The 25,264-nt window shown below is 70.3% G+C and carries 24 protein-coding genes and 4 tRNA genes; 20 read left to right on the top strand and 8 right to left on the bottom strand.

Annotation, left to right across the window (positions count from 1 at the left end):
* Window positions 1–148 precede the first annotated feature (148 nt).
* From AB0P08_RS03000 to AB0P08_RS02990, 3 genes are all read right to left on the bottom strand, one after another.
* Window positions 149–221 (bottom strand) — tRNA-Phe (locus tag AB0P08_RS03000).
* A 68-nt stretch (window positions 222–289) separates the two neighbouring features.
* Window positions 290–363 (bottom strand) — tRNA-Asp (locus AB0P08_RS02995).
* A 31-nt stretch (window positions 364–394) separates the two neighbouring features.
* Window positions 395–467: transfer RNA gene (locus AB0P08_RS02990), tRNA-Glu, on the bottom strand.
* A 211-nt stretch (window positions 468–678) separates the two neighbouring features.
* Between AB0P08_RS02990 and AB0P08_RS02985 the strand changes: the two genes are divergently transcribed.
* A complete protein-coding gene (locus AB0P08_RS02985; RefSeq protein WP_315638139.1) occupies window positions 679–2,028 on the top strand; it encodes a peptidoglycan DD-metalloendopeptidase family protein in 1,350 nt (449 codons plus the stop codon).
* 166 nt (window positions 2,029–2,194) lie between these two features.
* On the opposite strand, the gene AB0P08_RS02980 is transcribed toward AB0P08_RS02985, so the two are convergent.
* A complete protein-coding gene (locus AB0P08_RS02980) occupies window positions 2,195–2,686 on the bottom strand; it encodes an inorganic diphosphatase (RefSeq protein ID WP_017204665.1) in 492 nt (163 codons plus the stop codon).
* Window positions 2,687–2,787: 101 nt separating this feature from the next.
* Between AB0P08_RS02980 and tilS the strand changes: the two genes are divergently transcribed.
* Complete coding sequence (tilS, locus tag AB0P08_RS02975) at window positions 2,788–3,780, top strand: tRNA lysidine(34) synthetase TilS (protein WP_363588039.1); 993 nt, start codon at window positions 2,788–2,790, stop codon at window positions 3,778–3,780.
* A gap of 26 nt (window positions 3,781–3,806) precedes the next feature.
* Here the strand turns inward: tilS and AB0P08_RS02970 are convergent, their stop codons facing one another.
* Window positions 3,807–4,397, bottom strand: a complete 591-nt coding sequence (locus tag AB0P08_RS02970) for a DUF937 domain-containing protein (RefSeq protein WP_363588037.1) — start codon at window positions 4,395–4,397, stop codon at window positions 3,807–3,809.
* Between the two features lie 121 nt (window positions 4,398–4,518).
* Between AB0P08_RS02970 and hpt the strand changes: the two genes are divergently transcribed.
* From hpt to AB0P08_RS02920, 10 genes are all read left to right on the top strand, one after another.
* On the top strand, window positions 4,519–5,070 hold the full coding sequence (gene hpt / locus AB0P08_RS02965; RefSeq protein WP_187663213.1) for a hypoxanthine phosphoribosyltransferase: 552 nt from the start codon (window positions 4,519–4,521) through the stop codon (window positions 5,068–5,070).
* A gap of 144 nt (window positions 5,071–5,214) precedes the next feature.
* Complete coding sequence (ftsH, locus tag AB0P08_RS02960) at window positions 5,215–7,215, top strand: ATP-dependent zinc metalloprotease FtsH (protein WP_363588035.1); 2,001 nt, start codon at window positions 5,215–5,217, stop codon at window positions 7,213–7,215.
* 1 nt (window position 7,216) lies between these two features.
* On the top strand, window positions 7,217–7,828 hold the full coding sequence (folE, locus tag AB0P08_RS02955) for a GTP cyclohydrolase I (protein WP_187663215.1): 612 nt from the start codon (window positions 7,217–7,219) through the stop codon (window positions 7,826–7,828).
* Window positions 7,825–8,634 carry a dihydropteroate synthase gene (gene folP / locus AB0P08_RS02950; protein WP_363588033.1) on the top strand — a complete coding sequence of 270 codons (810 nt, stop codon included), beginning with the start codon at window positions 7,825–7,827 and terminating at the stop codon, window positions 8,632–8,634. Before folE ends, folP begins: the two co-directional genes overlap by 4 nt.
* Before the next feature lie 34 nt (window positions 8,635–8,668).
* Window positions 8,669–9,064, top strand: a complete 396-nt coding sequence (folB, locus tag AB0P08_RS02945; RefSeq protein ID WP_187663217.1) for a dihydroneopterin aldolase — start codon at window positions 8,669–8,671, stop codon at window positions 9,062–9,064.
* Window positions 9,061–9,597 (top strand): 2-amino-4-hydroxy-6-hydroxymethyldihydropteridine diphosphokinase, encoded by a 537-nt coding sequence (folK, locus tag AB0P08_RS02940; protein ID WP_363588031.1) that lies wholly within the window; start codon window positions 9,061–9,063, stop codon window positions 9,595–9,597. The genes folB and folK overlap by 4 nt, the downstream gene beginning before the upstream one ends.
* Window positions 9,594–10,076 (top strand): DUF3180 domain-containing protein, encoded by a 483-nt coding sequence (locus tag AB0P08_RS02935; RefSeq protein ID WP_259953606.1) that lies wholly within the window; start codon window positions 9,594–9,596, stop codon window positions 10,074–10,076. The genes folK and AB0P08_RS02935 overlap by 4 nt, the downstream gene beginning before the upstream one ends.
* Window positions 10,027–10,608, top strand: a complete 582-nt coding sequence (locus AB0P08_RS02930) for a PH domain-containing protein (protein WP_363588029.1) — start codon at window positions 10,027–10,029, stop codon at window positions 10,606–10,608. Before AB0P08_RS02935 ends, AB0P08_RS02930 begins: the two co-directional genes overlap by 50 nt.
* Window positions 10,605–12,644 (top strand): PH domain-containing protein, encoded by a 2,040-nt coding sequence (locus AB0P08_RS02925; protein WP_363588027.1) that lies wholly within the window; start codon window positions 10,605–10,607, stop codon window positions 12,642–12,644. Before AB0P08_RS02930 ends, AB0P08_RS02925 begins: the two co-directional genes overlap by 4 nt.
* Before the next feature lie 2 nt (window positions 12,645–12,646).
* Window positions 12,647–13,339, top strand: a complete 693-nt coding sequence (locus AB0P08_RS02920) for a DUF2520 domain-containing protein (protein ID WP_363588025.1) — start codon at window positions 12,647–12,649, stop codon at window positions 13,337–13,339.
* 26 nt (window positions 13,340–13,365) lie between these two features.
* Here the strand turns inward: AB0P08_RS02920 and AB0P08_RS02915 are convergent, their stop codons facing one another.
* Entirely contained in the window at window positions 13,366–15,216 is a 1,851-nt protein-coding gene (locus AB0P08_RS02915; protein WP_363588023.1) for a DUF2207 family protein, read from the bottom strand.
* 121 nt (window positions 15,217–15,337) lie between these two features.
* On the opposite strand from AB0P08_RS02915, the gene lysS reads away from it, so the two are divergent.
* Window positions 15,338–16,870 (top strand): lysine--tRNA ligase, encoded by a 1,533-nt coding sequence (lysS, locus tag AB0P08_RS02910; protein ID WP_363588021.1) that lies wholly within the window; start codon window positions 15,338–15,340, stop codon window positions 16,868–16,870.
* Window positions 16,871–16,881: 11 nt separating this feature from the next.
* On the opposite strand, the gene AB0P08_RS02905 is transcribed toward lysS, so the two are convergent.
* The gene (locus AB0P08_RS02905) at window positions 16,882–17,997 is read right to left on the bottom strand and encodes a DUF4192 family protein (RefSeq protein WP_363588019.1); all 1,116 of its coding nucleotides are present in this window, start codon (window positions 17,995–17,997) and stop codon (window positions 16,882–16,884) included.
* Between the two features lie 112 nt (window positions 17,998–18,109).
* On the opposite strand from AB0P08_RS02905, the gene AB0P08_RS02900 reads away from it, so the two are divergent.
* From AB0P08_RS02900 to AB0P08_RS02890, 3 genes are all read left to right on the top strand, one after another.
* A complete protein-coding gene (locus AB0P08_RS02900; RefSeq protein ID WP_167627854.1) occupies window positions 18,110–18,283 on the top strand; it encodes a hypothetical protein in 174 nt (57 codons plus the stop codon).
* Between the two features lie 86 nt (window positions 18,284–18,369).
* On the top strand, window positions 18,370–19,830 hold the full coding sequence (gene cls, locus AB0P08_RS02895; protein ID WP_363588017.1) for a cardiolipin synthase: 1,461 nt from the start codon (window positions 18,370–18,372) through the stop codon (window positions 19,828–19,830).
* 57 nt (window positions 19,831–19,887) lie between these two features.
* The gene (locus AB0P08_RS02890; protein ID WP_363588015.1) at window positions 19,888–20,634 is read left to right on the top strand and encodes a hypothetical protein; all 747 of its coding nucleotides are present in this window, start codon (window positions 19,888–19,890) and stop codon (window positions 20,632–20,634) included.
* Between the two features lie 15 nt (window positions 20,635–20,649).
* On the opposite strand, the gene AB0P08_RS02885 is transcribed toward AB0P08_RS02890, so the two are convergent.
* Entirely contained in the window at window positions 20,650–21,648 is a 999-nt protein-coding gene (locus AB0P08_RS02885) for a diacylglycerol/lipid kinase family protein (RefSeq protein WP_363588013.1), read from the bottom strand.
* A gap of 57 nt (window positions 21,649–21,705) precedes the next feature.
* Here AB0P08_RS02885 and serS point away from each other — a divergent pair, with 57 nt between their 5' ends.
* From serS to AB0P08_RS02865, 4 genes are all read left to right on the top strand, one after another.
* The gene (gene serS / locus AB0P08_RS02880; RefSeq protein WP_315637176.1) at window positions 21,706–23,010 is read left to right on the top strand and encodes a serine--tRNA ligase; all 1,305 of its coding nucleotides are present in this window, start codon (window positions 21,706–21,708) and stop codon (window positions 23,008–23,010) included.
* Entirely contained in the window at window positions 23,007–23,828 is an 822-nt protein-coding gene (locus tag AB0P08_RS02875; RefSeq protein WP_363588011.1) for an HAD family hydrolase, read from the top strand. Before serS ends, AB0P08_RS02875 begins: the two co-directional genes overlap by 4 nt.
* Window positions 23,829–23,870: 42 nt before the next feature.
* Window positions 23,871–23,955: transfer RNA gene (locus tag AB0P08_RS02870), tRNA-Ser, on the top strand.
* A 48-nt stretch (window positions 23,956–24,003) separates the two neighbouring features.
* Window positions 24,004–25,263, top strand: a complete 1,260-nt coding sequence (locus AB0P08_RS02865; protein WP_187663230.1) for an LCP family protein — start codon at window positions 24,004–24,006, stop codon at window positions 25,261–25,263.
* Window position 25,264: the final 1 nt, after the last annotated feature.

Genomic DNA, 25,264 nt, shown 5'->3' with positions numbered 1-25,264 from the left:
TGCCTGAGCCTGATAGTGCGGAGTTTGTGCGGAGTCCACGACTGAAAACCCCAGAGCCTGCCCGGAGGGAGGCAGTCGCTGACGCGGAAAAACCCTGATAAGCGCATAAAAGAACCCCCGCGATGTAGAAGCTACGCGAGGGTTCCAGTGGCTCCGACCGGCATCGATCCGGTGACCTTTCGATTTTCAGTCGAACGCTCTACCAACTGAGCTACAGAGCCGCGCGGCGATGATGCTGCCGCGTCCTAGACGAAGAGCCCTCTCCGAAGAAAGAGCTCGTCGCACGGAGCGACCCTGACGGGACTTGAACCCGCGACCTCCGCCGTGACAGGGCGGCACGCTAACCAACTGCGCTACAGGGCCATACTGGTGTTTTCAATTGTATCGGATGGAGTGACCCCAACGGGATTCGAACCCGTGCTACCGCCGTGAAAGGGCGGCGTCCTAGGCCGCTAAACGATGGGGCCGAGTCAGTCCCGGGGGACTTCCTTGCCGACGCTCAAGCATAAGGGATCATCCGGGCAAATCGCGAATCGAGGCCGGAACCCGCTTCCCCCGGGCGTGTTCGAGCGGGACGATGGAGGGGCCGGGGATGCCGTTCGCGCCGTTCCAGGAGTCTGGTGCTGGTGTGAAAGTTGTTGTTACTGTGGCATCTGTGAAACCGGCGGAAGGGGCCGTGTGAACGAGAAGACCACGCAGGATGCGGCACTCGCGGCATCCGCGGACTGCGGGTGTGCGCCCACCCCGGCGGAGCGCCGTACCCTCTTCCGCGACGGGATCAGCCGCCGCGGCGCTCTCGGACTCGGCGCGCTCAGCGTCGTCGCCCTCAGCGCGTTCGGCATCTCGTCCGGTGTCACGGCCGCGCACGCCGCGTCGTATCCGAGCTGGGACGACGTGCAGAAGGCCAAGCAGAACGAGGCCTCCAAAGCCGCAGAGGTGAAGCGCATCGAGGGGCTGATCCAGTCGCTCACGCAGAAGGTCTCCGAGACGCAGGCCGCGGCCGAGGTCGCCTCGACCGAGTTCTACAACGCGCAGCAGGCCTACTTCGCCGCGATCGCGGAGGCCGATTCCCTGCAGGAGAAGGCGGACGCGCAGGCCGCCGTCGCCGACGAGTCCGCCCGCAAGGCCGGCCAGGTCGCTGCCCAGCTCTACCGCAACGGCGGTGACGACACCTCGCTGGAGCTGTTCTTCGCGGATTCCGCCGCCAACGCTGACGAGCTCCTCGCCCGCCTCGGCTCCATGGACAAGCTCCTCGAGTACAACAAGACCGTCTACAACGACGCGGTCGCCGCGCGGAACTCCGCACAATCCCTCAGCGATCAGGCCGTCGTCGCCCGTGACGAGCGCGACCGCCTGCAGAAGATCGCCGAAGAGAAGATGGTCGCGGCGCAGCAGGCCGCCGACGCCGCGCAGGCCGCGCTCGACGAGCAGTCCTCGAACCTCGCCACCATGCAGGCGCAGCTCGCCGCGCTGAAGGACACCACCGCGACCACCGTCGCCGGCTACCAGAAGGGTGTCGAGGAGCGCGAGAAGGAGCGCAAGCGCCGCGAAGCCGCCGAGGCCGCCGCGAACGCCGGCGGCAACAGCGGCGGCGGCGGGACGCCGGGGAGCGGGGGCTGGGTGCGTCCGCACGGCGGCTACCGCAGCTCCGGCTACGGCCCCCGCTCGCAGCAGTGCAACGCCAACGGCTGCTCGTCGAGCTGGCACTACGGCGTCGACCTCGCCAACGGCTGCGGCGCGGCGATCTACGCGGCGCACTCGGGCACGGTGGACGCGGCCTTCTACAACGGCGGGTACGGCAACTACGTCCGGATCCAGCACGGCGGCGGCATCGCCACCGGATACGCGCATATCAAGCCCGGCGGCTTCGCCGTCCGGAACGGCCAGTGGGTGCGCGCCGGCCAGGTCATCGCGTATGCGGGCAACACCGGCGGTTCCTTCGGCTGCCACCTGCACTTCGAGGTCTACATCAACGGCCGCTACACGAACCCCATCGACTTCATGGCGGGCAAGGGCATCTCCGTCTGACGGACGGCTGTACAGCGGAAGACCCCCGGATGCATAGCGTCCGGGGGTCTTCGCTTCGACAGGCTCAGCGACCCATATGAGGTCAGCGACCCATATGAGGTCAGCGACCCAGTGAAGGTCATTGACCGATGAGGTCAGGGACCCAGGTGAGGTCGGCGATCTGGGGTCAGTGACCCTGCTCGCCGAAGCGGACGATGGCCTCGTCGAGGATGCGCTGCGCCTCGGCGGCGTTGCCCCACTCGTCGACCTTGACCCACTTGTTGGGCTCGAGGTCCTTGTAGTGCTCGAAGAAGTGTGCGATCTCCTTCTTCGTGTACTCGGCGATGTCGTCGATGTCCTGGATGTGGGCCCAGCGCGGGTCCTTCGAGAGCACGGCGACGAGCTTGTCGTCGCCACCGGCCTCGTCGCTCATCTTGAGCACGGCGACGGGGCGGACCTCGACGACGACGCCCGGGTAGATCGCGTGGTCGAGGAGCACCAGCACGTCGAGCGGGTCGCCGTCCTCGCCGAGCGTGTTGTCGAAGTAGCCGTAGTCGGCCGGGTAGCCGAAGGTCGTGTAGAGCACGCGGTCGAGGTGCACTCGCCCGGTCTCGTGGTCGACCTCATACTTCACGCGGCTGCCGCGCGGGATCTCGATGACGGCGTCGTGTGCGCCCATGCGTGTGCTCCTCAGGAAGATCGGTTGGATGCCGCCGACCAGCCTACTCGGGGGCCGCGGATCCGACCGTGACGGCCGAGGCCGTGCCCTAGCGTGGAGGGATGCCCTCCCTCGCTCCTGCCGTCGCCGAGATCCGCCTCGCCGTGCGCACCGCGCTCGCCGATCTGCCCGAGGGCTCGACCGTCGTCGTCGCGCTGTCCGGCGGTGCTGACTCGCTCGCACTGGCGGCGGCGACCGCGTTCGAGGCCGCGAAACGCGGGGTGCGTGCGACCGCGGTGACGGTCGACCACGGTCTGCAGGAAGGGTCTGCCGAGGTCGCCGCCGAGACGGGACGCATCGCCGAACGACTCGGGCTCGAGGCGCTCGTCGTCCGTGTCGAGGTCGACGGCGACGGCGGTCCGGAGGCGGCCGCGCGGGACGCGCGGTACCGCGTGCTCCGGGACGCGGCGGGTGATATCGGCGCGAGGGCGGTCCTGCTCGGCCACACCCTCGACGATCAGGCGGAGACCGTCCTCCTCGGGCTCGCCCGCGGCTCCGGGGCGACGAGCCTGCAGGGGATGGCGCCGGATCGGGAGGACGACCACGGCCTCCGCTGGCTGCGCCCTCTGCTCGGCGTGCGCCGCGAGACCACCCGCGCCTTCTGCGCCGCGACGGAGCTGCAGCCGTGGGAAGACCCCCACAACACCGACGACCGCTATACGCGGGTGCGGGTGCGTCACCACGTGCTCCCCGTGCTGGAGACGCAGCTCGGCCCGGGCATCGCCGAGGCGCTGGCTCGCACCGCCGAGCAGCTCCGGGAGGACGCGGAGGCGTTCGACGAGATGATCCACGAGACGATCGAGGACATCGTCGAGCATGCCGAGGCCGGGATCTCCGTGAGCGTCGCCGCGCTCGCCGCCAACCCCGCCGCGTTGCGCAACCGCATCATCCGTCTCGTGGTCGACAGCGAGTTCGGGGCGAGCCTGAGCCGTGCGCAGACGATCGAGGTCGCCCGACTCGTGACCGACTGGTCGGGTCAGGGGCCGATCGACCTGCCGGGGTGCGCCGCCGTGCGCCAGGGCGGCCGGATCGTGTTCACCGCCGCGACCCGCTGAATCGCGGGCCGCAGCGGCGTCACGTCCTACTTCTTGCCGCCGAAGAGGCCGCCGAGGATGCCGCCGAGGTCGATGCCGCCGCCGGAGCCGCTTTTGCCGCCGCCGAGGAGGCCACCCAGCACGTCACCCAACCCGCCGCCGGAGCCCGAGTCGCCGCCGCCGAGGATGCCGCCGATGACATCGCCGATCCCGCCGGAGCCCTCCGCACCCGCGTCCGCCTTCGCCGTCTTGTCCTTGGTCGCGTTGGCGATGAGACCCATCACGATCGGCGCGAGGATGGGGAGGAGCTTCCTGAAGTCGATGCCCGGGGTCGCCTTCGACTCCGTCAGCTCCTTCGTGACCTCCTTCTCCTTCCCGCCGAGGATGTGGGAGACGATCTTCTCGCCGTCCTCCTGGTCGATGTCGTCGACCGTCGCCGGGCTCGACGCGCCGCGGTGCTTGCCGAGGGCCTTCTCGATGGCCGCCGATCCTTCCGAGCTCTCCGCGTTCTTCGCGAGTCCGCCGAGGAGCACGGCGCCGCCCTGCTCGACCGCGACCTTGGCCTCGTCACGCGACACTCCGAGCTTCTGCGCGATGTCGTCGAGGGGCACCTGGCTGAGGATGTCGTGAGTCGCCATGGGGATCTCCTTCCGTCGGGGCGTGCGCCCGCGTCACCGTCAGAGTAGTGCGGTGTCGTCGCGCAGGGGAGGGTACGCGCCTGCGACCGGAGCACACCGCCGCGTCGCCTAAAATCGATCCATGCGCGCCGCGGAGATCCAGGACGACCTTGCACAGATCCTCGTCACCGAGGAGGAGATCAACGCCAAGCTCGAAGAGCTCGCGGCGCAGGTCGCGAAGGACTACGAGGGCAAGGACCTCCTCCTCGTCGGCGTGCTGAAGGGCGCGGTCATGGTCATGGCCGACTTCGCACGCGCACTGCCGTTCCACGCGCCGATGGACTGGATGGCGGTGTCGAGCTACGGCGCCAGTACGAAGTCGAGCGGTGTCGTGCAGATCCGGAAGGACCTCGACACCGACCTGCACGGCAAGCACGTGCTCATCGTCGAGGACATCATCGACTCCGGCCTCACGCTGAGCTGGCTGCTGGAGAACTTCGGGTCCCGCGGTGCCGAGTCGATCGAGGTGCTCGCGCTGCTGCGCAAACCGGAGGCCGCGAAGGTCGAGATCGACTGCAAGTACGTCGGCTTCGACATCCCCGTGGAATTCGTCGTCGGCTACGGGCTCGACTACGCCGAGCGCTACCGCAACCTCCGGGACGTCGCGGTGCTGGCGCCCCACGTGTACAGCTGACGCTTCGACAGGCTCAGCGACCCACGTTTCGACAGGCTCAGCGACCCACGTTTCGGCAAGCTCAGCGACCCAGAGGCGGGAGCGTTGCGCCGTGGGTGAACGCACAGCGGCCCCCTAGCACGGAGGCGATACGCTGATCCGACCATGGATGTGAAGAAGCTCACCCGCAATCCGCTGATCTACGTCGCTCTGATCGGCGTGCTGCTGTTCGGCGGATTCCTGCTGATCTCCAACCTCGGCGCGCCGAAGCAGATCACGACGCAGGAGGGGCTCGAGCTGCTCTCCGGCAAGACCGTGACCGAGGTCGTCACCACCGATGGCGATCAGCGCGTGGACATGACGCTGTCGAAGCCGTTCGAGGGCTCCGAGAACGTCCAGTTCTACTACGTCGAGGCCCGCGCCGACGAGGTGGTCTCCGCGATCGACGCGGCCGCTCCGAAGGACGGCTTCAACGACGCCGTGCCGCGCGCGACCTGGTTCGACGGCTTCCTCTCGCTGCTGCTTCCCCTCGTGCTGCTCGGCCTGCTGTTCTGGTGGCTCCTGTCGTCCATGCAGGGCGGCGGCGGCAAGGTCATGCAGTTCGGCAAGTCCAAGGCCAAGCTCGTCAACAAGGAGACCCCGACTGTCACCTTCGCGGACGTCGCCGGAGCAGACGAGGCCATCGAGGAACTCCACGAGATCAAGGAGTTCCTGCAGGACCCGGCGAAGTTTCAGGCCATCGGCGCCCGCATCCCGAAGGGCGTGCTGCTGTACGGCCCTCCCGGAACCGGAAAGACCCTCCTCGCCCGCGCCGTCGCCGGTGAGGCCGGCGCCCCGTTCTACTCGATCTCCGGTTCCGACTTCGTCGAGATGTTCGTCGGCGTCGGTGCCTCCCGCGTGCGCGACCTCTTCAGCCAGGCCAAGGAGAACGCTCCGGCCATCATCTTCATCGACGAGATCGACGCCGTCGGTCGCCACCGCGGCGCCGGCATGGGCGGCGGAAACGACGAGCGCGAGCAGACGCTGAACCAGATGCTCGTCGAGATGGACGGCTTCGACCCGAACGCGAACGTCATCGTGATCGCGGCCACCAACCGTCCCGACATCCTCGACCCCGCGCTCCTGCGCCCCGGACGTTTCGACCGTCAGATCGGCGTCGACGCCCCCGACCTCAAGGGTCGCCAGAAGATCCTCGAGGTGCACAGCAAGGGCAAGCCGCTGTCGAAGAACGTCGACCTCGAGGTCGTCGCCCGCAAGACCCCCGGCTTCACCGGCGCCGACCTGGCGAACGTGCTGAACGAGGCCGCGCTGCTCACGGCCCGCTCGAACGCGCAGCTCATCGACAACCGCGCCCTCGACGAGGCCATCGACCGTGTGATCGCGGGTCCGCAGCGGCGCACGCGCGTGATGAAGGACAAGGAGAAGCTCATCACGGCGTACCACGAGGGCGGACACGCACTCGCGGCTGCGGCGATGAACTACACCGACCCCGTGACGAAGATCACGATCCTGCCGCGCGGCAAGGCGCTCGGCTACACGATGGTGCTGCCGCTGGACGACAAGTACTCCGTGACCCGGAACGAGCTGCAGGATCAGCTCACCTACGCCATGGGCGGCCGCGTCGCCGAGGAGATCGTCTTCCACGACCCGACCACCGGTGCCTCGAACGACATCGAGAAGGCGACCTCGATCGCTCGCAAGATGGTCATCGAGTACGGCATGACGACGCAGGTCGGCCCCGTCAAGCTCGGCACCGAGGGCGGCGACATGTTCGTCGCTCGCGACATGGGCCGCGGCCGCGAGTACTCGGAGAAGGTCGCGGAGCGCGTCGACGCCGAGGTGCGGGCGCTCATCGAGCAGGCGCACAACGAGGCGTACGCGGTGCTCAGCGAGAACCGCGACATCCTCGACCGTCTCGCTCTGGCCCTCCTCGAGGAGGAGACCCTCGACCACAACCGCATCGCCGAGATCTTCACCGAGGTGAAGAAGCTCCCGGAGCGTCCGCTGTGGCTGTCGAGTGAGGACCGCCCGGTCTCGGAGCGGCCGCCGATCGAGGTCCCGAAGAAGGACGTCTCGCTCGCCGCCTCCGTCGAGGCGCCGACGGCCCCGCCGCGCCCGCAGCAGGGCTCCGCCGGAGCGGGCAGCCCTCGTCCCGCGACGGCGTGACGTGACCGTCGACAAGGGACGCGTCGAACGGCTCACCAGGGAACTCCTGGAGGCGATCGGCGAGGACCCCGATCGCCCGGGGATCAAGCAGACTCCTTCCCGGATGGCCGAGCTGTACGCGGAGTTCTTCGCCGGGGTGGGGGAGGATCCCGCCGAGCCGCTCGCGCACACGATCAGCGTGACCCGCGGGCCGGCGCCGGACACCCTGCCCTCCGGCGCGGTGCTCCTGCGCGACATCCGCTTCCGCTCGGTGTGCGAACACCACCTACTGCCCTTCGCAGGGCATGCGCACATCGCCTACCTTCCGGGCGAGCAGGTCGTCGGTCTCGGTGCGCTCGTGCGCGTCGTGGAGATCCTCGCCGCGCGGCCGCAGGTGCAGGAGCGGCTGGGGGAGCAGATCGCCGACACGATCGCCGAGAACCTCGATGCCCGTGGCGTGCTCGTCGTGCTCGATGCCAGCCACGGCTGCGTGACGATGCGGGGTGGACGGCAGACCGAGGCCTCGACGCTGACCATCGCGGCGCGCGGGGTCTACACGGATCCGGTGGCACGTGCAGAACTGGTGACCCTGATCGGCATGACCGTGCCGGGGGGAGGGACGTCGCGCGCATGACCGGGATCTGGGGCATCGTCAACGTCACGCCCGACTCGTTCAGCGACGGCGGGCGTTACCTCGACGCGGACCGGGCGGTCGCCCACGGCCTTCGCCTGCGAGCCGAAGGGGCGTCCGTCCTCGATGTCGGGGGCGAGTCGACCCGGCCGGGGGCGGAGCGCGTCGGGGTGGAGGAGGAGCAGCGCCGCGTCCTTCCCGTCGTCGAGCAGCTCGCGGCGGCCGGCGTCGTCGTCAGCATCGACACCCTCAACGCGTCGACCGCGGCGGCGGCCGTCCGTGCGGGGGCGCGCATCGTCAACGACGTCTCCGGCGGGCTCGCCGACCCCGACATGCGCGCCGCGGTAGCGGAGTCGGGAGCCGACTTCGCGATCGGGCACTGGCGGGGCTTCTCCGCCGACATGTACGCGAACGCCGACTATCGCCGCGTCGCCCGGGAGGTGGCCGGCGAGCTGCGCGAGCGGATCGGCGAGGCGGCGGCCGCCGGGATCGCGCCGTCCCGCGTGATCGTCGACCCGGGTATCGGGTTCGCCAAGGCCGGTACCCAGAACTGGGATGTGCTGCGGGGCCTCGACGAGATCGTGGGCCTCGGCTTCCGCGTGCTGGTCGGGACGTCGCGCAAGCGCTTCCTCGCCGACGTGCTGCAGTCGGCGGCGCCGGGCAGTGACGGCGTCTCCGAAGAGCGCCGGGACCTGGCCACCGCGGTGACGAGTGCGCTCGCCATGCGCGCCGGCGCCTGGGCGGTGCGCGTGCACGACGTCGCGGCGACCCGCGACGCCCTTGCGATCACCCGCGCCTGGGAAGGCTGAGTGCGGAGTCGGAGCGTCACCGTACCCTAGAGGCATGGACTTCCTCGACGAGATCGTGCTGACAGGGCTGACCGTGTTCGGCCACCACGGCGTCTACCCGCACGAGCGGGAGAACGGGCAGGAGTTCACGGTCGACCTCCGGCTGCGGCTCTCCCTCGAACAGGCCGCCGCCTCCGACGACGTGGCCGACACGGTCCACTACGGCGAGCTCGCGGAGCGCGTGGCCGCGGTCGTGTCGGGTGAGCCCGTGAACCTCATCGAGACCCTGGCCGAGCGGATCGCGGACGTCGCCCTCGGCGACCGCCGCGTGCAGCAGGTGACCGTGACGGTGCACAAGCCGCAGGCGCCGATCGCGCTGACCTTCGGTGATGTGGCCGTGACGGTGCACCGGACGCGGGCGCCGGAGTCGCTGGAGGACATCACCACATGAGCCGCAACCTCACGCGCCCGCCGGAGGTGCCGGGCCCCCGGCCGCCACGCCCGGAGACGGTGGCGGTCGTGGCGCTCGGCGCCAACCTCGGCGACCGCGAGGAGACGATCCGCGCCGCGGCCGCGCGTATCGCTCGGCTGCCGCTCGTCTCGGACGTGCGCCTGTCGCGCCTGTTCGAGACGGTGGCACTCCGCGTGGACGGCCCCGATCCCGACGCCCCCGGCTACGTGAACGCAGTGGCTCTGGTGACCACGCGCCTCGCTCCGGAGATCCTCCTCGGCATGCTGCACGCCATCGAGGACGAGAACGGTCGCGTCCGCGGCGAGCGGTGGGGTGACCGCACTCTGGACCTCGACCTCATCGCCTACGGCGACGTCGTCTCGGACGACCCCCGGATCCAGTTGCCCCATCCGCGGGCGGCGGAGCGGCTGTTCGTCCTGGAGCCCTGGCTCGACGTCGCCCCCGACGCCGAGCTCGCGGGGCGCCGCGTCGCTGATCTGGCGGCGGACCTCCGCGCGCGAGGCGAGGGATGAAGCGCACCTCTGCCGGGCTGCTCGCCGTCCTCGCGCTCGTCGGCGCCGGTGCCGGGTTCATCCTCGACCAGATGCTCACGGCGACCGGTCGAGCCACGTTCACGCCGTCCCTGTTCCTCCCGGTGCTGCTCGTCCTCATCGCCGGCGCATCGCTCGGGGTGGCCTGGCCGGTGCGGCGCAGCGTCCGGTCCGGGGTGCGCATCGACCCGTTCCGTGCCCTGCGGGCCGCGACCCTCGCCCGGGCGTCCAGCCTGCTGGGCGCGATCCTGGCCGGCTTCGGCGCCGGGCTGCTGGCCTTCCTCCTCACGCGCCCCATCGATCCCCCGATAGGGTCGACTGTGGCCATGGTGGCGCTGATCGCGAGTGCGGTCGTGCTCGTCGTCGCCGCTCTCGTCGCCGAACAGTTCTGCACCCTGCCGAAGGATCCTGATGACTCAGAACCCAGAGACCGCGCCCCTGAACCCGGCGGAGGGCACTGACCTCGACGCCCTCGACCAGGGCACGTACACGCGGCTGCGCACGGCACGCAACGAGGCCCGCCTCGAGCTCGACGGCACCTGGCACCAGATCTCGCCGCGCTACGTCGTGTCGCAGATCGTGCAGAACGTCATCTTCCTGGCCATCGTCGCGGCCGCCGCGATCGTCCTGAACATCGTGCTCGAGCAGGACTGGGTGTGGATCCCGGCCGGGGTCATCATCCTCATCACGCTCGTGACGCTGATCATCCTCCCGCGACAGGCGCGGGCGATCGGCTACATGCTGCGGGCGGACGACATCGTATTCCGCAAGGGCATCCTGTGGCAGCGCATGATCGCGGTGCCGTACGGGCGCATGCAGCTCGTCGACATCACCCAGGGGCCGCTCGACCGGGCGTTCGGCATCTCCCAGCTCAAGATGGTCACCGCGGCGGCGACCACCGGTGTGCAGATCCCCGGCCTCACCCAGGCGGCGGCCGAGGCGCTGCGCGACACGCTGATCCAGGTCGCCGAGACCCGCCGGACCGGCCTGTGAGCGAGTCGCAGCTTCCCACCGCCGCGCCGGGGCAGACCTCAGCGGGCACGCCGTCGACGCACCTCGCGGACGGCGAATGGCACCGGATGCATCCGCTGACGCCGCTGTTCAAGGGCGGCCTGGCGCTCATCATCGTGGGCGGCATCGTGATCGCGAACATGCGCGACCGGGTCATCGCCTGGCTCGTCGGGCAGTTCGCGCCGGAGGAGGCGCACTACGACGACTACACCGGGGGCGACCCGGTGGACTGGGTGCTCGCGAACAACTTCGCGCTGATCGCGCTGCTGGGTGTCCTGGCGCTCGTCGTGGTGCTCGTGGCGGTCTTCTGGTTCGTCTGGCGCTTCCAGCAGTTCCGCATCACCGGCGACCACGTCGAGGTGCGCAAGGGCATCATCTTCCGCTCCCATCGCCGCGCGCCCCTCGACCGCGTGCAGGGCGTGAACCTCACGCGGCCGTTCCCCGCACGCATCATCGGCCTCGCGAAGCTCGAGGTCGTGGGCGCGGGCACGGATGCGAACGTCGCGCTGGAGTACCTGGCGACGCCGCGGGCCGAGGGGGTGCGCGCCGAGATCCTCCGACTCGCCTCGGGCGCGCGCGCCGCACGGCACGCCGCCCTCGACCCCCAGGGCGCAGCGACGCCCGACGGGTCCGCTCCGACCTCCGCGCGCGCACAACTCGTCGGCTCGATGAACGAGGGCGTCAACGGCTTGCTCGCCGGAGTGGACCTGCAGGACGTCGTGCCCGAGAGCGTCGTCAAGATCCCCGCCGGCCGACTGATCGGCTCGCAGCTCATCTCCGGGCTGCTGTGGCTGGTGTTCTTCGGCGTGATCTTCGCCATCGCGATCGGCAGCACCCTGATCGGCGTCCTCATCGACGGGGATCCCGACGGCGGTATCGTCCTCCTCGGCATCGGTCTCGGCATGGGCGTCCCGATGCTCATCGCGGTCGTCGGTATCACCTGGGCGCAGATCTCGAAGTCGCTGCGGTACTCCATCGCGCCCACCCCCGACGGCGTGCGCATCACCTACGGACTGCTCACCACCGTCACCGAGACCCTCCCGCCCGGCCGTATCTTCGCGGTCGAGGTGTCGCAGTCCCTGCTCTGGCGGCCGTTCGGCTGGTGGACCATCAAGATCAACCGGATGAGCGGCAAGAGCGCCGCCCAGCAGTCGTCGAGCAGCGGTCAGCAGTTCAACGTCGTGCTGCCCGTCGGCAAGCGCGCGGACGTCGAGCGCGTGCTGTCGCTCGTGCTGCCCGACGTCCCGGCGGAGAGCATCCCCGCGCTGTGGGATCAGGGCGTCGTCGGTCCGGCCGAGAACGACCCCTACCGGACGATGCCGCGCCGGGCGTGGTGGCGGCGGCCGGTCTCCTGGAAGCGTCACGGATACGCGCTGACGACGGACGGACTGCTGCTGCGCCGCGGCATCGTGTGGCGCAAGCTCGCGGTCTTCCCGCTCGCGCGTCTCCAGGGTGTGTCGCTCAGTCAGGGGCCGATCGACCGGGCTCAGGCGGTCTCCGGAGCCCAGGTGCACACCGTGCCTGGACCGATCACCGGCCTCCTGTCGGGTCTCGAGCGGGCAGATGCCCTCGCACTGCTCGACGAGGTCAGCATCGCCGCCGCCGAAGCGGCATCCCGCGACCACACCCACCGGTGGAGCGAGCACGCCGCGGCTCCCGTCGCGCCGCCCGCTCCGCCGCAGTTCGGCGGTCCTGCCGCTCCGATGCCTCCCGCGCCTCCCGTGTTCGGCGGCCCGGCATCAGTCCCGTCCGTGGCACCCGCGCCCCCGGTCGCGCCGCCCTCCGCATCCCCGGGCTCGGCGGCCCCACCTGCTCCGCCGGTGCGGACTCCTGCGGTGACGCCGCCGCCGGCGCCTCCGGTGACCGCGCCCCCGGTCGCACCGCCTCCGGCCCCTCCCGTCACGGCGCCCCCGGTCGCACCCCCACCTGCTCCGCCGGCGCCGCAGACGACCGCGCCTTCGGCCCCGCCGGCGCCGCCCGCGCCGCCGGCGCGAACCGACGCGCCGCGCGAGGAGTGAGCGTGGTGCGCGACGGCCGTCTCGGCGTCGGCATCATCGGTGCGGGGCGGGTCGGACCGGTCATCGGCGCGGCGCTGGCCGGGGCCGGGCACGCGATCGTCGGGATCACCAGCGGGTCGGACGACGAGCGTGCGTCGGCGGTGCTTCCCGGCGTCCCGGTGCTGGAGACGCAGGAAGTGGTGCGGCGGTCCGAACTGGTGATCCTCGCGGTCCCTTCCGCTGAGCTGTCGGCCCTGGTCTCGGGCATCGCCGAGCTCGGCGGGTGGCAGATCGGCCAGCTCGTCCTCCACACCGATCCGGCACAGGGCATCGAGGTCCTGCGCCCGGCGGCGGAGCGCGGCGCCATCCCGTTGGCGGTGCATCCGGCGATCACGTTCACCGGGACCTCGATCGATCTCCGGCAGTTGCAGGCAGGATTCGCGGGGGTCACCGCTCCCGCCGCCGTGCTTCCGATCGCCCAGGCGCTGGCCGTCGAGATGGGGTGCGAACCGGTCATCATCGCGGAGGCCGACCGTGCCGCCTATGCCGACGCGATCGCCACGGCCACGGAGTTCTCCCGTTCGATCATCGGACAGTCGACCTCGCGGCTCCGGGAGATCGGGGTCGAGAATCCGGGCGGCTTCCTGTCGGCCTTGGTGCAGTCGACCGTCGAGCGGGCGTTGCGCGACGCCTCGGACCCGCCACCTCTCGTCTGATCACGCGCCCGCGCCGTGACCCCGGCTCAGCGTCCGCCGGAGAAGCCGCCGCCACCGCCGCCCCCGGAGAAGCCTCCGCCGAACGAGCCGCCGGTGCTGGACGACGTGCCGCTGGACGGGGCCGAGTAGGTCGCGGCCGCCGTGGAGGAGCTCATGAACGCCACGAGCGACGTGCGGAGAGCGAAGGACGTGGGGTCGCCGATCCACGTCGGGCCGTGCGCCTCCCGGCTGTACGCCGTCTCGAGCACCCGGCCCCACTCGTCCTCCATGCCGAACAGCATCGCGTAGGGGAGGAGGCGCTCGTACACATGGATGACGTCCGCGCCCTCCTCCGTGCGCCGTTCCGCGCCGGTGTAGGACTGCAGCATCCGCAACCGATCCTCCTCCGCGACGCGGATGAACTCGCGCACCCCCTGCAGGTGCTCGTACGCCTGCGCTCCCTCCGGCGTCAGGACCGTGTGCCGAGAGAAGGTGAAGAAGCTCGAAGCCGCGACGAGCAGCGTCCCGACGGAGATGGCCAGAAGCGCGGGTCCCGCGGACAGGCGACCGGATGCCACGGCGACGATGGCGACGACGAGACCCACCACGGCGACGGCGATGGCCACGGACTGCAGGATGACGGCAGCGCGGCTCCGCGCCCTGGTCGTCAAGCCCCGGCGGGAGGCCTCCTCCTGGCCTTTCGTCGTCAGCGCGGTCATCCGCGTCGCGAAGGCCTCGCTCTCGGCCGGCAGGTCCACGACGCCGTCCGCATCCGCGTGGAGGAAGAGCGCGTCGAGCGCAGCCTGATCGAGGGGACTCGGCGCGCTGCCCTGGGGCTGTCGTCGCAGCCGGGGCGCTTCGTCCGACGCCCCTTCCTCGATGCGCAGCGTGCCGCGGACGGCGAGGTGGACGATCTCCGCCGGGACGACGTTCTTCGCGCCGGGGATGAGCGCCGCGGCGAGCAGGGGCGGCTGGTCATCGGGGACGTCGTACTGCGCGACGATGATCCCGGTGGCGCGGCGTCGACGTCGGTCGGCGGCCACGGTCGCCGCCCAGCCGGCCGCCGCGAGACCCACGGCGCCGACGGCGGCGACCACCGGCCCGACATCGGCGACGGGGTCGGGGGTCCGCGCGGATGGCTGGACCACCGTGCCGGGGTCGAAGCCGACGGCCACCGTCACCCCGTCCGCCGCCGGCAGCGGTGCGGCCTCGACGCGGAAAGTCGTGGCCTCTCCGTCTGCGACCGGTCCCTCGATGTCGCAGGGCTCCGTGGAACCGGAAGGACCGATGTAGCACTTCGTCGCCCCGGTGAGATGGCTGCTCAGGGCGGCATCGAATCGGATGTCGGCCCGGAACGCCTCGATCGGCTGCGTGCTGTCGAGGGGGAGGAGGTCCCAGTAGAACTCGTCCGCGGCGCGGGAACCGGACGCGTCGGGTGCGCTCCCGACGATGACGTCGCGCATCTCGTATTCGATGACATAGGTGGTGAGGCCATGGACGAAGTCGTCGTCCCCGGTGAGGACGAAGAGGGTCCCGTCGTCCTCCTCGGTCTCGTACGGGACCGCGGTCCCGTCCTCGTCGGTGACCGCGATGACCCGGGTGTCGATGCCGGCGCCCTTGTACGTCGTCGCCAGGCCCCGCACGATGCCGCGGTTCTGGTCGGCGTCGGGGAAGCGGGCGACCACCGTCTCCGTCACCTGCATGCGCGCCCGGCCGTCGTCGTCGAGTCCGACGTCGTAGACCGCATCCCAGGATGCGTACGAGAAGTCGTCGACATCGGCGGCCGCAGCGACCGTCGTCGCCGGGCGTTCCACGGCCATGGCGACCGAGGGGGCGAGGACCGGGATGACGGCGAGGGCGAGGACGGCGCTGGCGCGGAGGATCCGGGTGGGGGCCATGGTTCGAGGCTACCGAGCCCCGCGCCGCGGGAAGAACGCCCGCCGTCGGTCTCCGCCCGACCGGCCGGAGTCCGCCGCGCCATCTCGGTAAACTGGGTACGACTTCCAAGGAGCCCCGCACATGACTGACGCGCCCGCCGCGCCCGAAACGGCCTCGGCCGCCTCTTCCGCCGAAGAGGACATCCACGAGCAGAAGGCCGTCCGCCTCGCCAAGCGCGAGCGCCTGATCGAGAAGCGCGCGGACGCGGGCGGCGGGGCGTTCCCGGTCGCCGTGCCGGTGACGCACAGCATCCCCGCCCTGCGGGCGAAGTACGGCGACCTCGAGCCCGGAGCCGAGACCGGTGTGATCGTCGGCGTCGCCGGCCGCGTGGTCTTCAGCCGCAACACCGGGAAGCTCTGCTTCGCGACCCTCCAGGCCGGGGACGGCACCCGGATCCAGGCGATGGTCTCGCTGGCCAACGTCGGCGAGGAGTCGCTCGCCGAGTGGAAGGAGTTCGTCGATCTCGGGGACCACGTCTTCGTGCACGGCGAGGTCATCTCCAGCCGCCGCGGTGAGCTGTCGATCATGGCGGATGATTGGGCCATCGCCTCGAAGGCGATCCTGCCGCTCCCCAACGCCTACGCCGAGCTCAGCGAAGAGGGCCGGGTGCGGAGCCGCTACCTCGACCTCATCGTGCGGGAACAGGCGCGGACGACCGTGCGCGCACGCGCCGCGGTGAACGCCAGCCTGCGGTCCACGTTCGCCGCGCACGGCTACCTCGAGGTGGAGACTCCCATGTTGCAGGTGCAGCATGGCGGCGCATCCGCCCGACCCTTCATCACCCACTCCAACGCCTTCGACACCGAGCTCTACCTCCGCATCGCGCCGGAGCTGTACCTGAAGCGCGCGGTCGTGGGCGGTATCGAGCGCGTGTTCGAGATCAACCGGAACTTCCGCAACGAGGGCGCCGACTCGACCCACAGTCCGGAATTCGCGATGCTCGAGGCCTACCAGGCCTACGGCGACTACAACCAGATGGCGGCCCTCACCCAGGAGCTCGTCCAGCAGGCGGCGGTCGCCGTCGCCGGGTCGACCACGGTGACCTGGGCGGACGGCACCGAGTACGACCTGGGCGGCGAGTGGGACCGCATCTCGATGTACGAGTCGCTGTCGGCCGCCTCCGGCCGCACCGTCACGCCGATGGACGCCGTCGAGGACCTGATCGCCTTCGCCGAGGCCAACGGCGTCGACGTGCCGCCCCAGGCCACGCACGGGAAGCTCGTCGAGGAGCTCTGGGAGCACTTCGTGAAGGGTGACCTCGTGCGGCCGACCTTCGTCATGGACTTCCCCGTCGACACGTCGCCTCTCGTGCGCGAGCACCGGTCCGTCGAGGGCGTCGTGGAGAAGTGGGACCTCTACATCCGTGGCTTCGAGCTGGCGACCGGCTACTCCGAGCTCGTCGACCCGGTCATCCAGCGGGAACGGTTCGAGGAGCAGGCGAAGCTCGCCGCGCGCGGCGATGTCGAGGCCATGCCGATCGACCAGGAGTTCCTGCGGGCGCTGGAGCACGGCATGCCGCCGTCCGGGGGTATGGGCATGGGCATCGATCGCCTGCTGATGGCGATCACCGGCCTCGGCATCCGCGAGACGATCCTCTTCCCGCTGGTCAAGTAGCCGCGAGCCACTCACTCTCCACGCCGCCCGCGGAAGGCCCACTCGGGCAGCACGGCACCGCACATCATGGTGTCCAGGAGCAGGGCGAGGCTGTAGTCCGGATCGATCTCCCTGGCCATGTCGAGGTAGCGTCCCGCGTGCGTGGCGCGGCCGAGCGCCCACGAGAGCCAGGCGGCGACCGTGAGCGGTCCGGGACGCGCTTCTCGTGGCGCCAGGGCGGTGGCGTGTCGGACGGAGTGCAGCGCGGTGCGAAGGCGCTCGCCGTCCGGCGCCGGGCCGCGACCGAGGAACACCCGTCCGATGTCGTCGGGTACCGGAGCGCCGGAGGCTGCGAAAGCCAGCTGCGCCTCCATGGTGCGGATCCCGCGGCGGTGATCGGTGGCCCACTGGGCGATGGCCGCGTCGCGCACCGGCGGGCGCCCGAGGCACCACACGAGCGCTGCGGCGGCCAGAGGCTGCAGGGGTTCACGGGCGTGGGCGGCGGCTTCGAGGAAGGCGGGGATGTCGTCGAGGAGGGCGTACGCCGCGATCACCTCCGCGTCCGCCGGATCGGGGGCCTCGGCAGGCCCGGACGGGAGCGCGCCGTCGAGTCCGCGCAGCACGCGCGCGACCTGCTGCTCCTCTGCGGCGGGAACCGGCGGGAGTCCCGCGCCGGAGAACTGGTCGCCGGAGACGTCGCCGAGCGCGGAGGCGTCCGGCGGGGGAACGATGTCCGACAGCGGATGGAGCGCCGGCTCGGCGTCGTCGTAGCGGGCCCATCCCTCGGGCGTGACGCACAGGGCCTCGACGGCGCGCAGGCCCGCTCCCTCGGCGCATCCCAGCAGCGTGTCGACCATCACGGCGTGCGGCAGGACCAGGCCGTCAGGCGTGCGCTGCGGGGGCTCGTCGGTGTACACCACGACGGCCACCGCGTCGGTGCCAGGGACACGGACGACGAGCTCGACCGCCGCTGCGGCGTAGTGCAGGACCGGGACGGCGGCGTCAGGGAGGTCGAGGCGCATCGCCCCGTCGCTGCGGGTGCCGTGGAACGGGAGGAGGGCGATGCTCTCGCGCGGCGTGAAGCCGGCGAGTGCGGGCACGATACTGAGGAACTGGGCGGAGTCGGAGGCGCGGAGCACGGTTGTCATGAGGAGAGGTTCGCGTGCCTTCGCGCCCGTCGGACCGGTGATGGACCCATGTGGATGAGAATCCTGAGAAGCGCCGCCTGTGCACGATCAGTCGCTCGCGTACGATGGAGGCATGGACAACTTCTGGCTCGCCGCGGCATGGTCGCTCCTGCCGACGGTCGGCGTCAGCATCGTCTTCTTCGTCGTGCTCCGCGGCATCCTGCGGTTCGACCGCACGGAACGGAAGGTCCATGCGCAGATCGAGGCCGAGGAACGCGCCGCGCGCGGGCTGCCTCCGCGGGCCTGAGTCCGACCCATCCGCTACTGTGAAGCGAGCGCGCCGGGTCCGGTGCGCCCCGGGGTGACGATCCCCGGTGTGGGTGAGGGGGCGTGATGACCGCGGAGTCCTGGGGCTGGTGGGTCGCCGCCGTGGTCCTGGTGCTCGACATCATCATCCGCGTCACCGCCGTCATCGTCATCCCGCGCAACCGCCGCCCCACCGCGGCGATGGCCTGGCTCCTCGCCGTGTTCTTCATCCCGGTGGTCGGCGTCTTCCTGTTCCTGCTGATCGGGAACCCCCGCCTGCCGCGCGCGCGGCGCCGGAAGCAGGAACAGATCAACGAGTACATCGCCGAGACGAGCGAGCACCTGCACTTCGGGACGCTGCGGCCCAACGCCCCCGCATGGTTCGGTCCCATCGTGCAGATGAACCAGCGCCTCGGTGCCCTGCCGCTCTCCGGGGACAACGGCGCGCACCTCATCTCGGACTACCAGGAGTCGCTCGACGAGATGGCCGAGGCCATCCGCACCGCGCAGGATTACGTGCACGTGGAGTTCTACATCCTGCAGTCCGACGACTCGACCGACAACTTCTTCCGCGCCCTCGAGGAGGTCGCCGCGCGGGGCGTGGCGGTGCGCGTGCTCCTGGACCACTGGGCGAACCGAGGCAAGCCCCGCTATCGCCAGACCATCGCGCGTCTGAACGAGATGGGCGCCGAGTGGCACCTGATGCTGCCCGTGCAGCCGCTCAAGGGCAAGATGCAGCGGCCGGACCTGCGCAACCACCGCAAGCTCCTCGTCGTGGACGGCAACATCGCCTTCCTGGGCTCGCAGAACATCACGGACTCCACCTACAACCTGCCGAAGAACATCCGGCGCGGTCTGCACTGGGTCGACCTGATGGTCAGGCTCGACGGACCCGTCGTGCTGAGCGTCAACGCGATCTTCCTCAGCGACTGGTACAGCGAGACCGATGAGGTGCTCGAAGAGATCGACATCTCCCACGCCAACATCGGCTCCGGGGACCTGGACTGCCAGGTCGTGCCCTCAGGCCCCGGCTTCGAGGTCGAGAACAACCTGCGGCTGTTCCTCGCGCTCCTCTACGCGGCGAAGAAACAGATCATGATCGTCAGCCCGTACTTCGTGCCCGACGAGGCCCTGCTGCTGGCGGTCACCGCGGCCGTGGACCGCGGGGTCGAGGTGCAGCTGTTCGTCTCGGAGGAGGGCGATCAAGCGATGGTCTACCACGCGCAGCGCAGCTACTACGAAGCGCTGCTGCGCGCCGGCGTGCGGATCTGGATGTACCGGAAGCCGTACATCCTCCACACGAAGAGCCTCACCATCGACGACGAGGTCGCCGTCATCGGCTCGAGCAACATGGACATGCGCTCCTTCGGCCTGAACCTCGAGGTCTCGATGCTCGTGCGCGGCGAGGAGTTCGTCGCCGAGATGCGCGAGGTGGAGGACAAGTACCGGTCGCTGAGCAGGGAGCTGAGCCTCGAGGAATGGATGCAGCAGCCCCTGCGCTCCACCGTGCTCGACAACCTCGCGCGGCTCACCTCCGCACTGCAGTGAGCGGGCATTCCGTCAACCCCCGTTTCGGGCGGAGGAACCCGCCGCTACCCTGAGGGCATGACTCCCCGCAGGCTCGTGATCGCCGTGTCCTCCGCGCTCGCCGCGGCCCTCGTCCTCGCCGGCTGCACGGTGGGCCCGGGCGGCACCGCACCGCACACCACGTCGGATCCCTCCAGCGGCCCCGGGAACGCCGGGAGTAGCGACGAGCAGGACGACATGGACGCGACGCTCCTCGACGACGGGCGGATGTTCGCCATCGTGAGCTGGGGATCCTCGACGTGCCTGCCTCAGGTCGACGAGATCACCGCCGAGGGGCAGCGGGTCTCGGTCACCCTCGTCGAACCTGAAGGCGATGGCGCGACGGAGCAGGCGTGCACGGCGGACCTCGCGCCGCGGGCGAGCGTCGGCGCTCTGCCCGAGGGCGTGGACCCGACGAAGGACATCACCCTCGTGGTGACCTACGGCGACCTGCTCGACGAGATCGATGTCGATGCCGACCCCGAGGCCACGGCGACGCCGGGCTCGGCGACCGAGTACCAGCCGTCGGCCGGCTGGTTCGACGACGGCGGGCTCGTCCTGTTGACCTGGGGGTCCTCCAGCTGTGCTCCGGTCGTCGAATCCGCCGAGGCCGACGGATCCACGGCGACCGTGACCTTCGTCACCGACGAGAACCAGGTCTGCACCATGGACATGGCGCCCCGGGCCACGGTGGTCGAATTCCCCGAGGATGACGTCGACGACGACGGTCCGTTCCAGCTGACGCTCGTCGGCGGCGGCCTCGACGGCACGGTCGAGGTGCGCTGAGTCCGCAGCTCCTGGTCAGAGGATGTGCACCGGGTGCCCGGTGGGCAGCGCCAGCAGGAGCGCACCGGGGTCCGCCCGGCAGGTGACGTGCACGGCCTCCCCGAACTCGTCGCCGTCGAGCTCGATCGGCGTGGGGCCGGGCGCCGCGGCCTCGGCGCGGGCGCCGCGGAAGTAGTGGACGGACGCGTCCGTGCCGCGGCGATCGAGCACGAAGCGTCCGGCGCGGAAGCGGCGCAGCACGGAGTTGTCCCACCAGATCTTCCGCCAGACGCCCAGCCAGCCGAGCACGCCGGTGGGCTGGATGACCGCGACGTCGAGGGTGGCATCCGTGATGGAGGCGTCCGGGATGAGGGAGATGCCCGCGGGGAGGGTGCCGCAGTTCGCGAACAGGATGCTGTGCACCTTCGTGGAGTGCAGGCGTCCCGTGCCGATCTGGTACACGGCGCGGAAGGGCTTCGCGCGCGGAAGGGACCGGGCCGCGCCGTCGACGTACGCGATCCAGCCGACGGACTTCTTCAGGTCGGCTCGGGTGTTGGCGATCATGTCGGCGTCGAGACCGATGCCGGCGAGCACGACGAAGGCGTGCTCCTCCTCGCTGCCGTCCTCCCTGGTCATCCGTGCCCACCCGATGTCGATCGGATGGTGGAAGTCGCCCAGCGCGGCGCGGATCATCTCCGCAGGGTCGGTCAGCGGGAGGCCGAGGTTCCGCGCGAGGAGATTCCCGGTGCCGCTCGGGAGGATCGCGAGTGGGACACCCGTGCGGGCGATGGCTTCGGCGACCGCCCGCACCGTGCCGTCGCCGCCGGCCACGAGCACGACGTCCACCCCGCGTGCGAGCGCTTCCGCCGTCGCCCCCTGCCCCGCGTCCTCGATGGTCGTCGGATAGAAAGCGGGGTGATCCCACCCCGCTTCGCGGGAGAGGTCGCGGACCTGAGCGCGCAGGCGCTTCCCGTCCACTTTCACCGGGTGGTACACGAGCGCCGCCTGCTTCAGGACGGGGGGACTCGTGGTCATGGCGCTACTCTAGACCGCCCGCCCGGGCCCTCCCTTCGCACCTCGTAGACTTGCGGGATGATCGACCTCGCACTCCTCCGCGACAACCCGGAGATCGTCCGCCGTTCGCAGGCTGCCCGTGGCAACGACCAGAGCACCGTCGACGTCGCACTCGAGGCCGACCGATCGCGCCGCGCCGCGCTCGCCGCATTCGAGGAGCTGCGCGCCGAGCAGAACGCGTTCGGCAAGCAGGTCGCGAAGGCACCCAAGGAGGAGAAGGCCGCCCTGGTCGCGCAGGCCAAGGACCTCGCCGACCGGGTCAAGCAGGCGCAGCACGCGGCGAACGAGGCGGCCGAGGCCGCCGCCACGGCACTGGCGCGGATCGAGAACGTCGTCATCGACGGTGTCCCCGCCGGCGGTGAGGAGGACTTCGTCGAATTGCGCCGCGTGGGCGAGGTCCCGGCGTTCGACTTCGAGCCGCGCGACCACCTCGAGCTCGGTGAGATGCTCGGCGCCATCGACATGGAGCGCGGGGCCAAGGTCTCCGGAGCGCGCTTCTACTTCCTCCGCGGGATCGGCGCCCGGCTCGAGATCGCACTCATGAACCTCGCTCTCGACAAGGCGCTGCAGAACGGCTTCGTCCCGCTCATCACGCCCACCCTCGTGCGCCCTGAGATCATGCAGGGCACCGGCTTCCTCGGCGAGCACGCCGATGAGGTCTACCACCTCGACAAGGACGACGATCTCTACCTGGTCGGCACGAGCGAGGTCGCCCTCGCCGGGTACCACAAGGACGAGATCGTCGATCTCGCGCGCGGTGCCCTCCGCTACGCCGGATGGTCGACCTGCTACCGCCGTGAGGCCGGCTCGCACGGCAAGGACACCCGCGGGATCATCCGCGTGCACCAGTTCAATAAGCTGGAGATGTTCGTCTACACCACGGCCGAGGACGCGGAGGCCGAGCATCTGCGTCTCGTCGCCCTTCAGGAGGAGATGCTGACCTCGCTGGGTCTGGCCTACCGCGTGATCGACGTCGCCGCGGGAGACCTCGGGTCGAGCGCAGCCCGCAAGTACGACATCGAGGCGTGGGTGCCCACCCAGGGCGCATTCCGCGAGTTGACGTCCACCTCGAACTGCACGACCTTCCAGGCGCGTCGTCTCGACGTGCGATACCGCCCGACGGCGGAGGACGGTGGCACGGCGCCGAAGACCCAGCATGTCGCGACCCTCAACGGCACGCTCGCGACCACGCGGTGGATCGTCGCCCTGCTCGAGACGCATCAGCAGGCGGACGGCTCGGTACGGGTCCCCGAGGTCCTGCGCCCCTACCTCGGCGGACTCGAGGTGATCCGCCCGCTCGCCGACGAGCAGAGCACCCGGTGACGGCGCCCTGGCTGGTCGGCCTCGACGTCGACGGGACCATCCTCCTCCAGGACGAGACGATGAGCCCCGGGGTGCCCGAGGCCATCACCCGAGTCCGCGAAGCGGGGCACGTGGTCACCATCGCCACCGGCCGCAGCTGGATGGCGACCCGCCGCTATGTGGAGGAGCTCGGCCTCACCGCCGACTATGTGGTGTGTTCCAACGGTGCCGTGACGATGCGCCGAGACGGGGATGACTGGGAGCGCTGGCACGTCGAGACCTTCGACCCGACACCCGTGCTGGCCCTGTTGCGGGATCGGCTTCCGGACGCCCGGTACATGGTCGAGCTCGGGTCCGGCCAGCGCCTGTTCACCGAGCAGCTCGACGACTGGACTCTCGACGGCGGACGCCAGGTCGACTTCGAGGAGCTCGGAGCCCTTCCCGTCTCCCGAATCGTCGTCGTCTCGCCCGGACACGACGAGGACGACTTCCATCGGCTCGTCGCCGACGCCGGCCTCAACGAGGTCTCCTATGCGATCGGGTGGACGGCCTGGCTGGACATCGCTCCGCAGGGCGTCGACAAGGGCACGGCCCTGGAGCGTGTGCGGGACGAACTCGGTCTCGACGCTGCGCGGGTGCTCGTCGCCGGGGACGGACGCAACGACATCGGCATGTTCGGCTGGGCCCGCAGCGGCGGCGGACGCGCGGTGGCCATGGGACAGGCGCCGGTCGAGGTGAAGGACGCCGCGGGGGAGATCGCCGCCGACGTCGAGCGGGGAGGGCTCGCCGCCGCCCTGAACACGCTTCCAGCGCCCGCCCAGGTCGACGCCGGAGAATAGAACTCGGCTAGACTCGCGCCTGGTCGACAGAAGTTTCTGTCGGGAGGGTTGTCCGAGCGGCCGATGGAGCTGGTCTTGAAAACCAGTGGGCAGAGATGTCTCGTGGGTTCGAATCCCACACCCTCCGCTTCCTGAGCGCGGTACCCCCGCCGTCGCTGAATCCGAAAGGGCCCGAGTGAGCGAGAACACCCGACGCCGCCGCACCGTCGCGCGACATGGCCAGCTGCGCTCGCCCGGTCCCGTCAGCCAGCTCCTCCGGCTTCTCGCGATCAGCATGGCGGTGGTGCTCGTCAGCGGCATCGGCGTCGCGGCCTACTTCTACCTCGACTTCTCCAGCACCGTCTCCGCGAACGCCGTCGATCTCGACGGGCAGGAAGACCTGCCGCCGGACATCGGGGCCTACAAGGGTGGGTTCAACCTCGTCCTCGCCGGAGTCGACACCTGCGAGGACGACTACAAGCAGTACTTCGGCGACCGGTGCACCGGCGGCGACGCCGAGGGCACGCTCAACGACGTGAACCTGCTCGTGCACGTGTCCGAGGAGCCGCGGCGGATCACCGTCGTCAGCTTCCCGCGTGACCTCATGATCCCGATCCCGTCGTGCGAGGACGAGGACGGCAACGCCACGGCCGCGATGAGCAAGCAGCCGCTCAACGTCGCGTACACCGACGGCGGGCTGAACTGCGTCGTCCGTACGATCTCGGCGCTCACGGACCAGGAGGTGCAGTTCGCCGCCTCCGTGACGTTCGGTGGTGTCATCGAGATCACCAACGCGATCGGCGGGGTCGACGTCTGCCTCGCGAACCCGATCCGGGACCGCTACACGGGTCTGGACATGGCGGCCGGCACGCACACCGTCCAGGGCCTCGAGGCTCTGCAGTTCCTCCGCACCCGGCACGGCGTCGGCGACGGCAGCGACCTGGGCCGCATCGGCAACCAGCAGCAGTACATGTCCAGTCTCGCCCGCAAGCTCATCAGCGGCGAGGTGTTGGGCAACGTGCCGGTCATGCTGAAGCTCGCCAACACCGGCATCCAGAACCTGGAGACGAGCACGTCGCTCGCCGACCCGATGATGATCGTGCAGATCGCGCTGGCCGTGAAGTCGGTGCCGTTCGAGGACATCGTGTTCGTGCAGTATCCGACCCTGGAGGACTGGGACGACCCGAACAAGGTCGTGCCGAACGAGGAGGCCGCCGCCGCCCTCTGGGACGCGATCGAGGCCAACGCCCAGTTGCAGATCACGCACGAGAACACCAGCAACGATGGCGTCGTCGTGGAGGAACCGACGACTCCGACCGAGCCCACGGAGCCCACCACGCCGACACAGGGGGCGACGCCGACCCCCACAACGGCTCCGGACGTCGTGGCGCTTCCCGATTCCATCAAGGGCAACTCCGCCGCGCAGCAGACGTGCTCGAACGGCAACGTGCGCTGAG

The organism is Microbacterium meiriae (assembly GCF_040686935.1).
GTDB lineage: Bacteria > Actinomycetota > Actinomycetes > Actinomycetales > Microbacteriaceae > Microbacterium > Microbacterium meiriae.
The sequence above is the reverse complement of the archived record's forward strand: the minus strand, read 5'-3'. Positions and strand labels throughout refer to the sequence as shown.

What these genes read in the sequence shown, in the direction of transcription:
- AB0P08_RS02915 (WP_363588023.1), bottom strand. Translation starts at nt 15,216, where the DNA reads ATGGCCCCCACCCGGATCCTCCGCGCCAGCGCCGTCCTCGCCCTCGCC.
- AB0P08_RS02885 (WP_363588013.1), bottom strand. Translation starts at nt 21,648, where the DNA reads ATGACCACGAGTCCCCCCGTCCTGAAGCAGGCGGCGCTCGTGTACCAC.
- AB0P08_RS02980 (WP_017204665.1), bottom strand. Translation starts at nt 2,686, where the DNA reads ATGGGCGCACACGACGCCGTCATCGAGATCCCGCGCGGCAGCCGCGTG.
- folB (WP_187663217.1), top strand. Translation starts at nt 8,669, where the DNA reads ATGGACTTCCTCGACGAGATCGTGCTGACAGGGCTGACCGTGTTCGGC.
- ftsH (WP_363588035.1), top strand. Translation starts at nt 5,215, where the DNA reads ATGGATGTGAAGAAGCTCACCCGCAATCCGCTGATCTACGTCGCTCTG.
- AB0P08_RS02900 (WP_167627854.1), top strand. Translation starts at nt 18,110, where the DNA reads ATGGACAACTTCTGGCTCGCCGCGGCATGGTCGCTCCTGCCGACGGTC.
- cls (WP_363588017.1), top strand. Translation starts at nt 18,370, where the DNA reads ATGACCGCGGAGTCCTGGGGCTGGTGGGTCGCCGCCGTGGTCCTGGTG.
- AB0P08_RS02930 (WP_363588029.1), top strand. Translation starts at nt 10,027, where the DNA reads ATGACTCAGAACCCAGAGACCGCGCCCCTGAACCCGGCGGAGGGCACT.
- tilS (WP_363588039.1), top strand. Translation starts at nt 2,788, where the DNA reads ATGCCCTCCCTCGCTCCTGCCGTCGCCGAGATCCGCCTCGCCGTGCGC.
- serS (WP_315637176.1), top strand. Translation starts at nt 21,706, where the DNA reads ATGATCGACCTCGCACTCCTCCGCGACAACCCGGAGATCGTCCGCCGT.
- lysS (WP_363588021.1), top strand. Translation starts at nt 15,338, where the DNA reads ATGACTGACGCGCCCGCCGCGCCCGAAACGGCCTCGGCCGCCTCTTCC.
- folP (WP_363588033.1), top strand. Translation starts at nt 7,825, where the DNA reads ATGACCGGGATCTGGGGCATCGTCAACGTCACGCCCGACTCGTTCAGC.
- AB0P08_RS02905 (WP_363588019.1), bottom strand. Translation starts at nt 17,997, where the DNA reads ATGACAACCGTGCTCCGCGCCTCCGACTCCGCCCAGTTCCTCAGTATC.
- hpt (WP_187663213.1), top strand. Translation starts at nt 4,519, where the DNA reads ATGCGCGCCGCGGAGATCCAGGACGACCTTGCACAGATCCTCGTCACC.
- folK (WP_363588031.1), top strand. Translation starts at nt 9,061, where the DNA reads ATGAGCCGCAACCTCACGCGCCCGCCGGAGGTGCCGGGCCCCCGGCCG.
- AB0P08_RS02935 (WP_259953606.1), top strand. Translation starts at nt 9,594, where the DNA reads ATGAAGCGCACCTCTGCCGGGCTGCTCGCCGTCCTCGCGCTCGTCGGC.
- AB0P08_RS02890 (WP_363588015.1), top strand. Translation starts at nt 19,888, where the DNA reads ATGACTCCCCGCAGGCTCGTGATCGCCGTGTCCTCCGCGCTCGCCGCG.
- AB0P08_RS02970 (WP_363588037.1), bottom strand. Translation starts at nt 4,397, where the DNA reads ATGGCGACTCACGACATCCTCAGCCAGGTGCCCCTCGACGACATCGCG.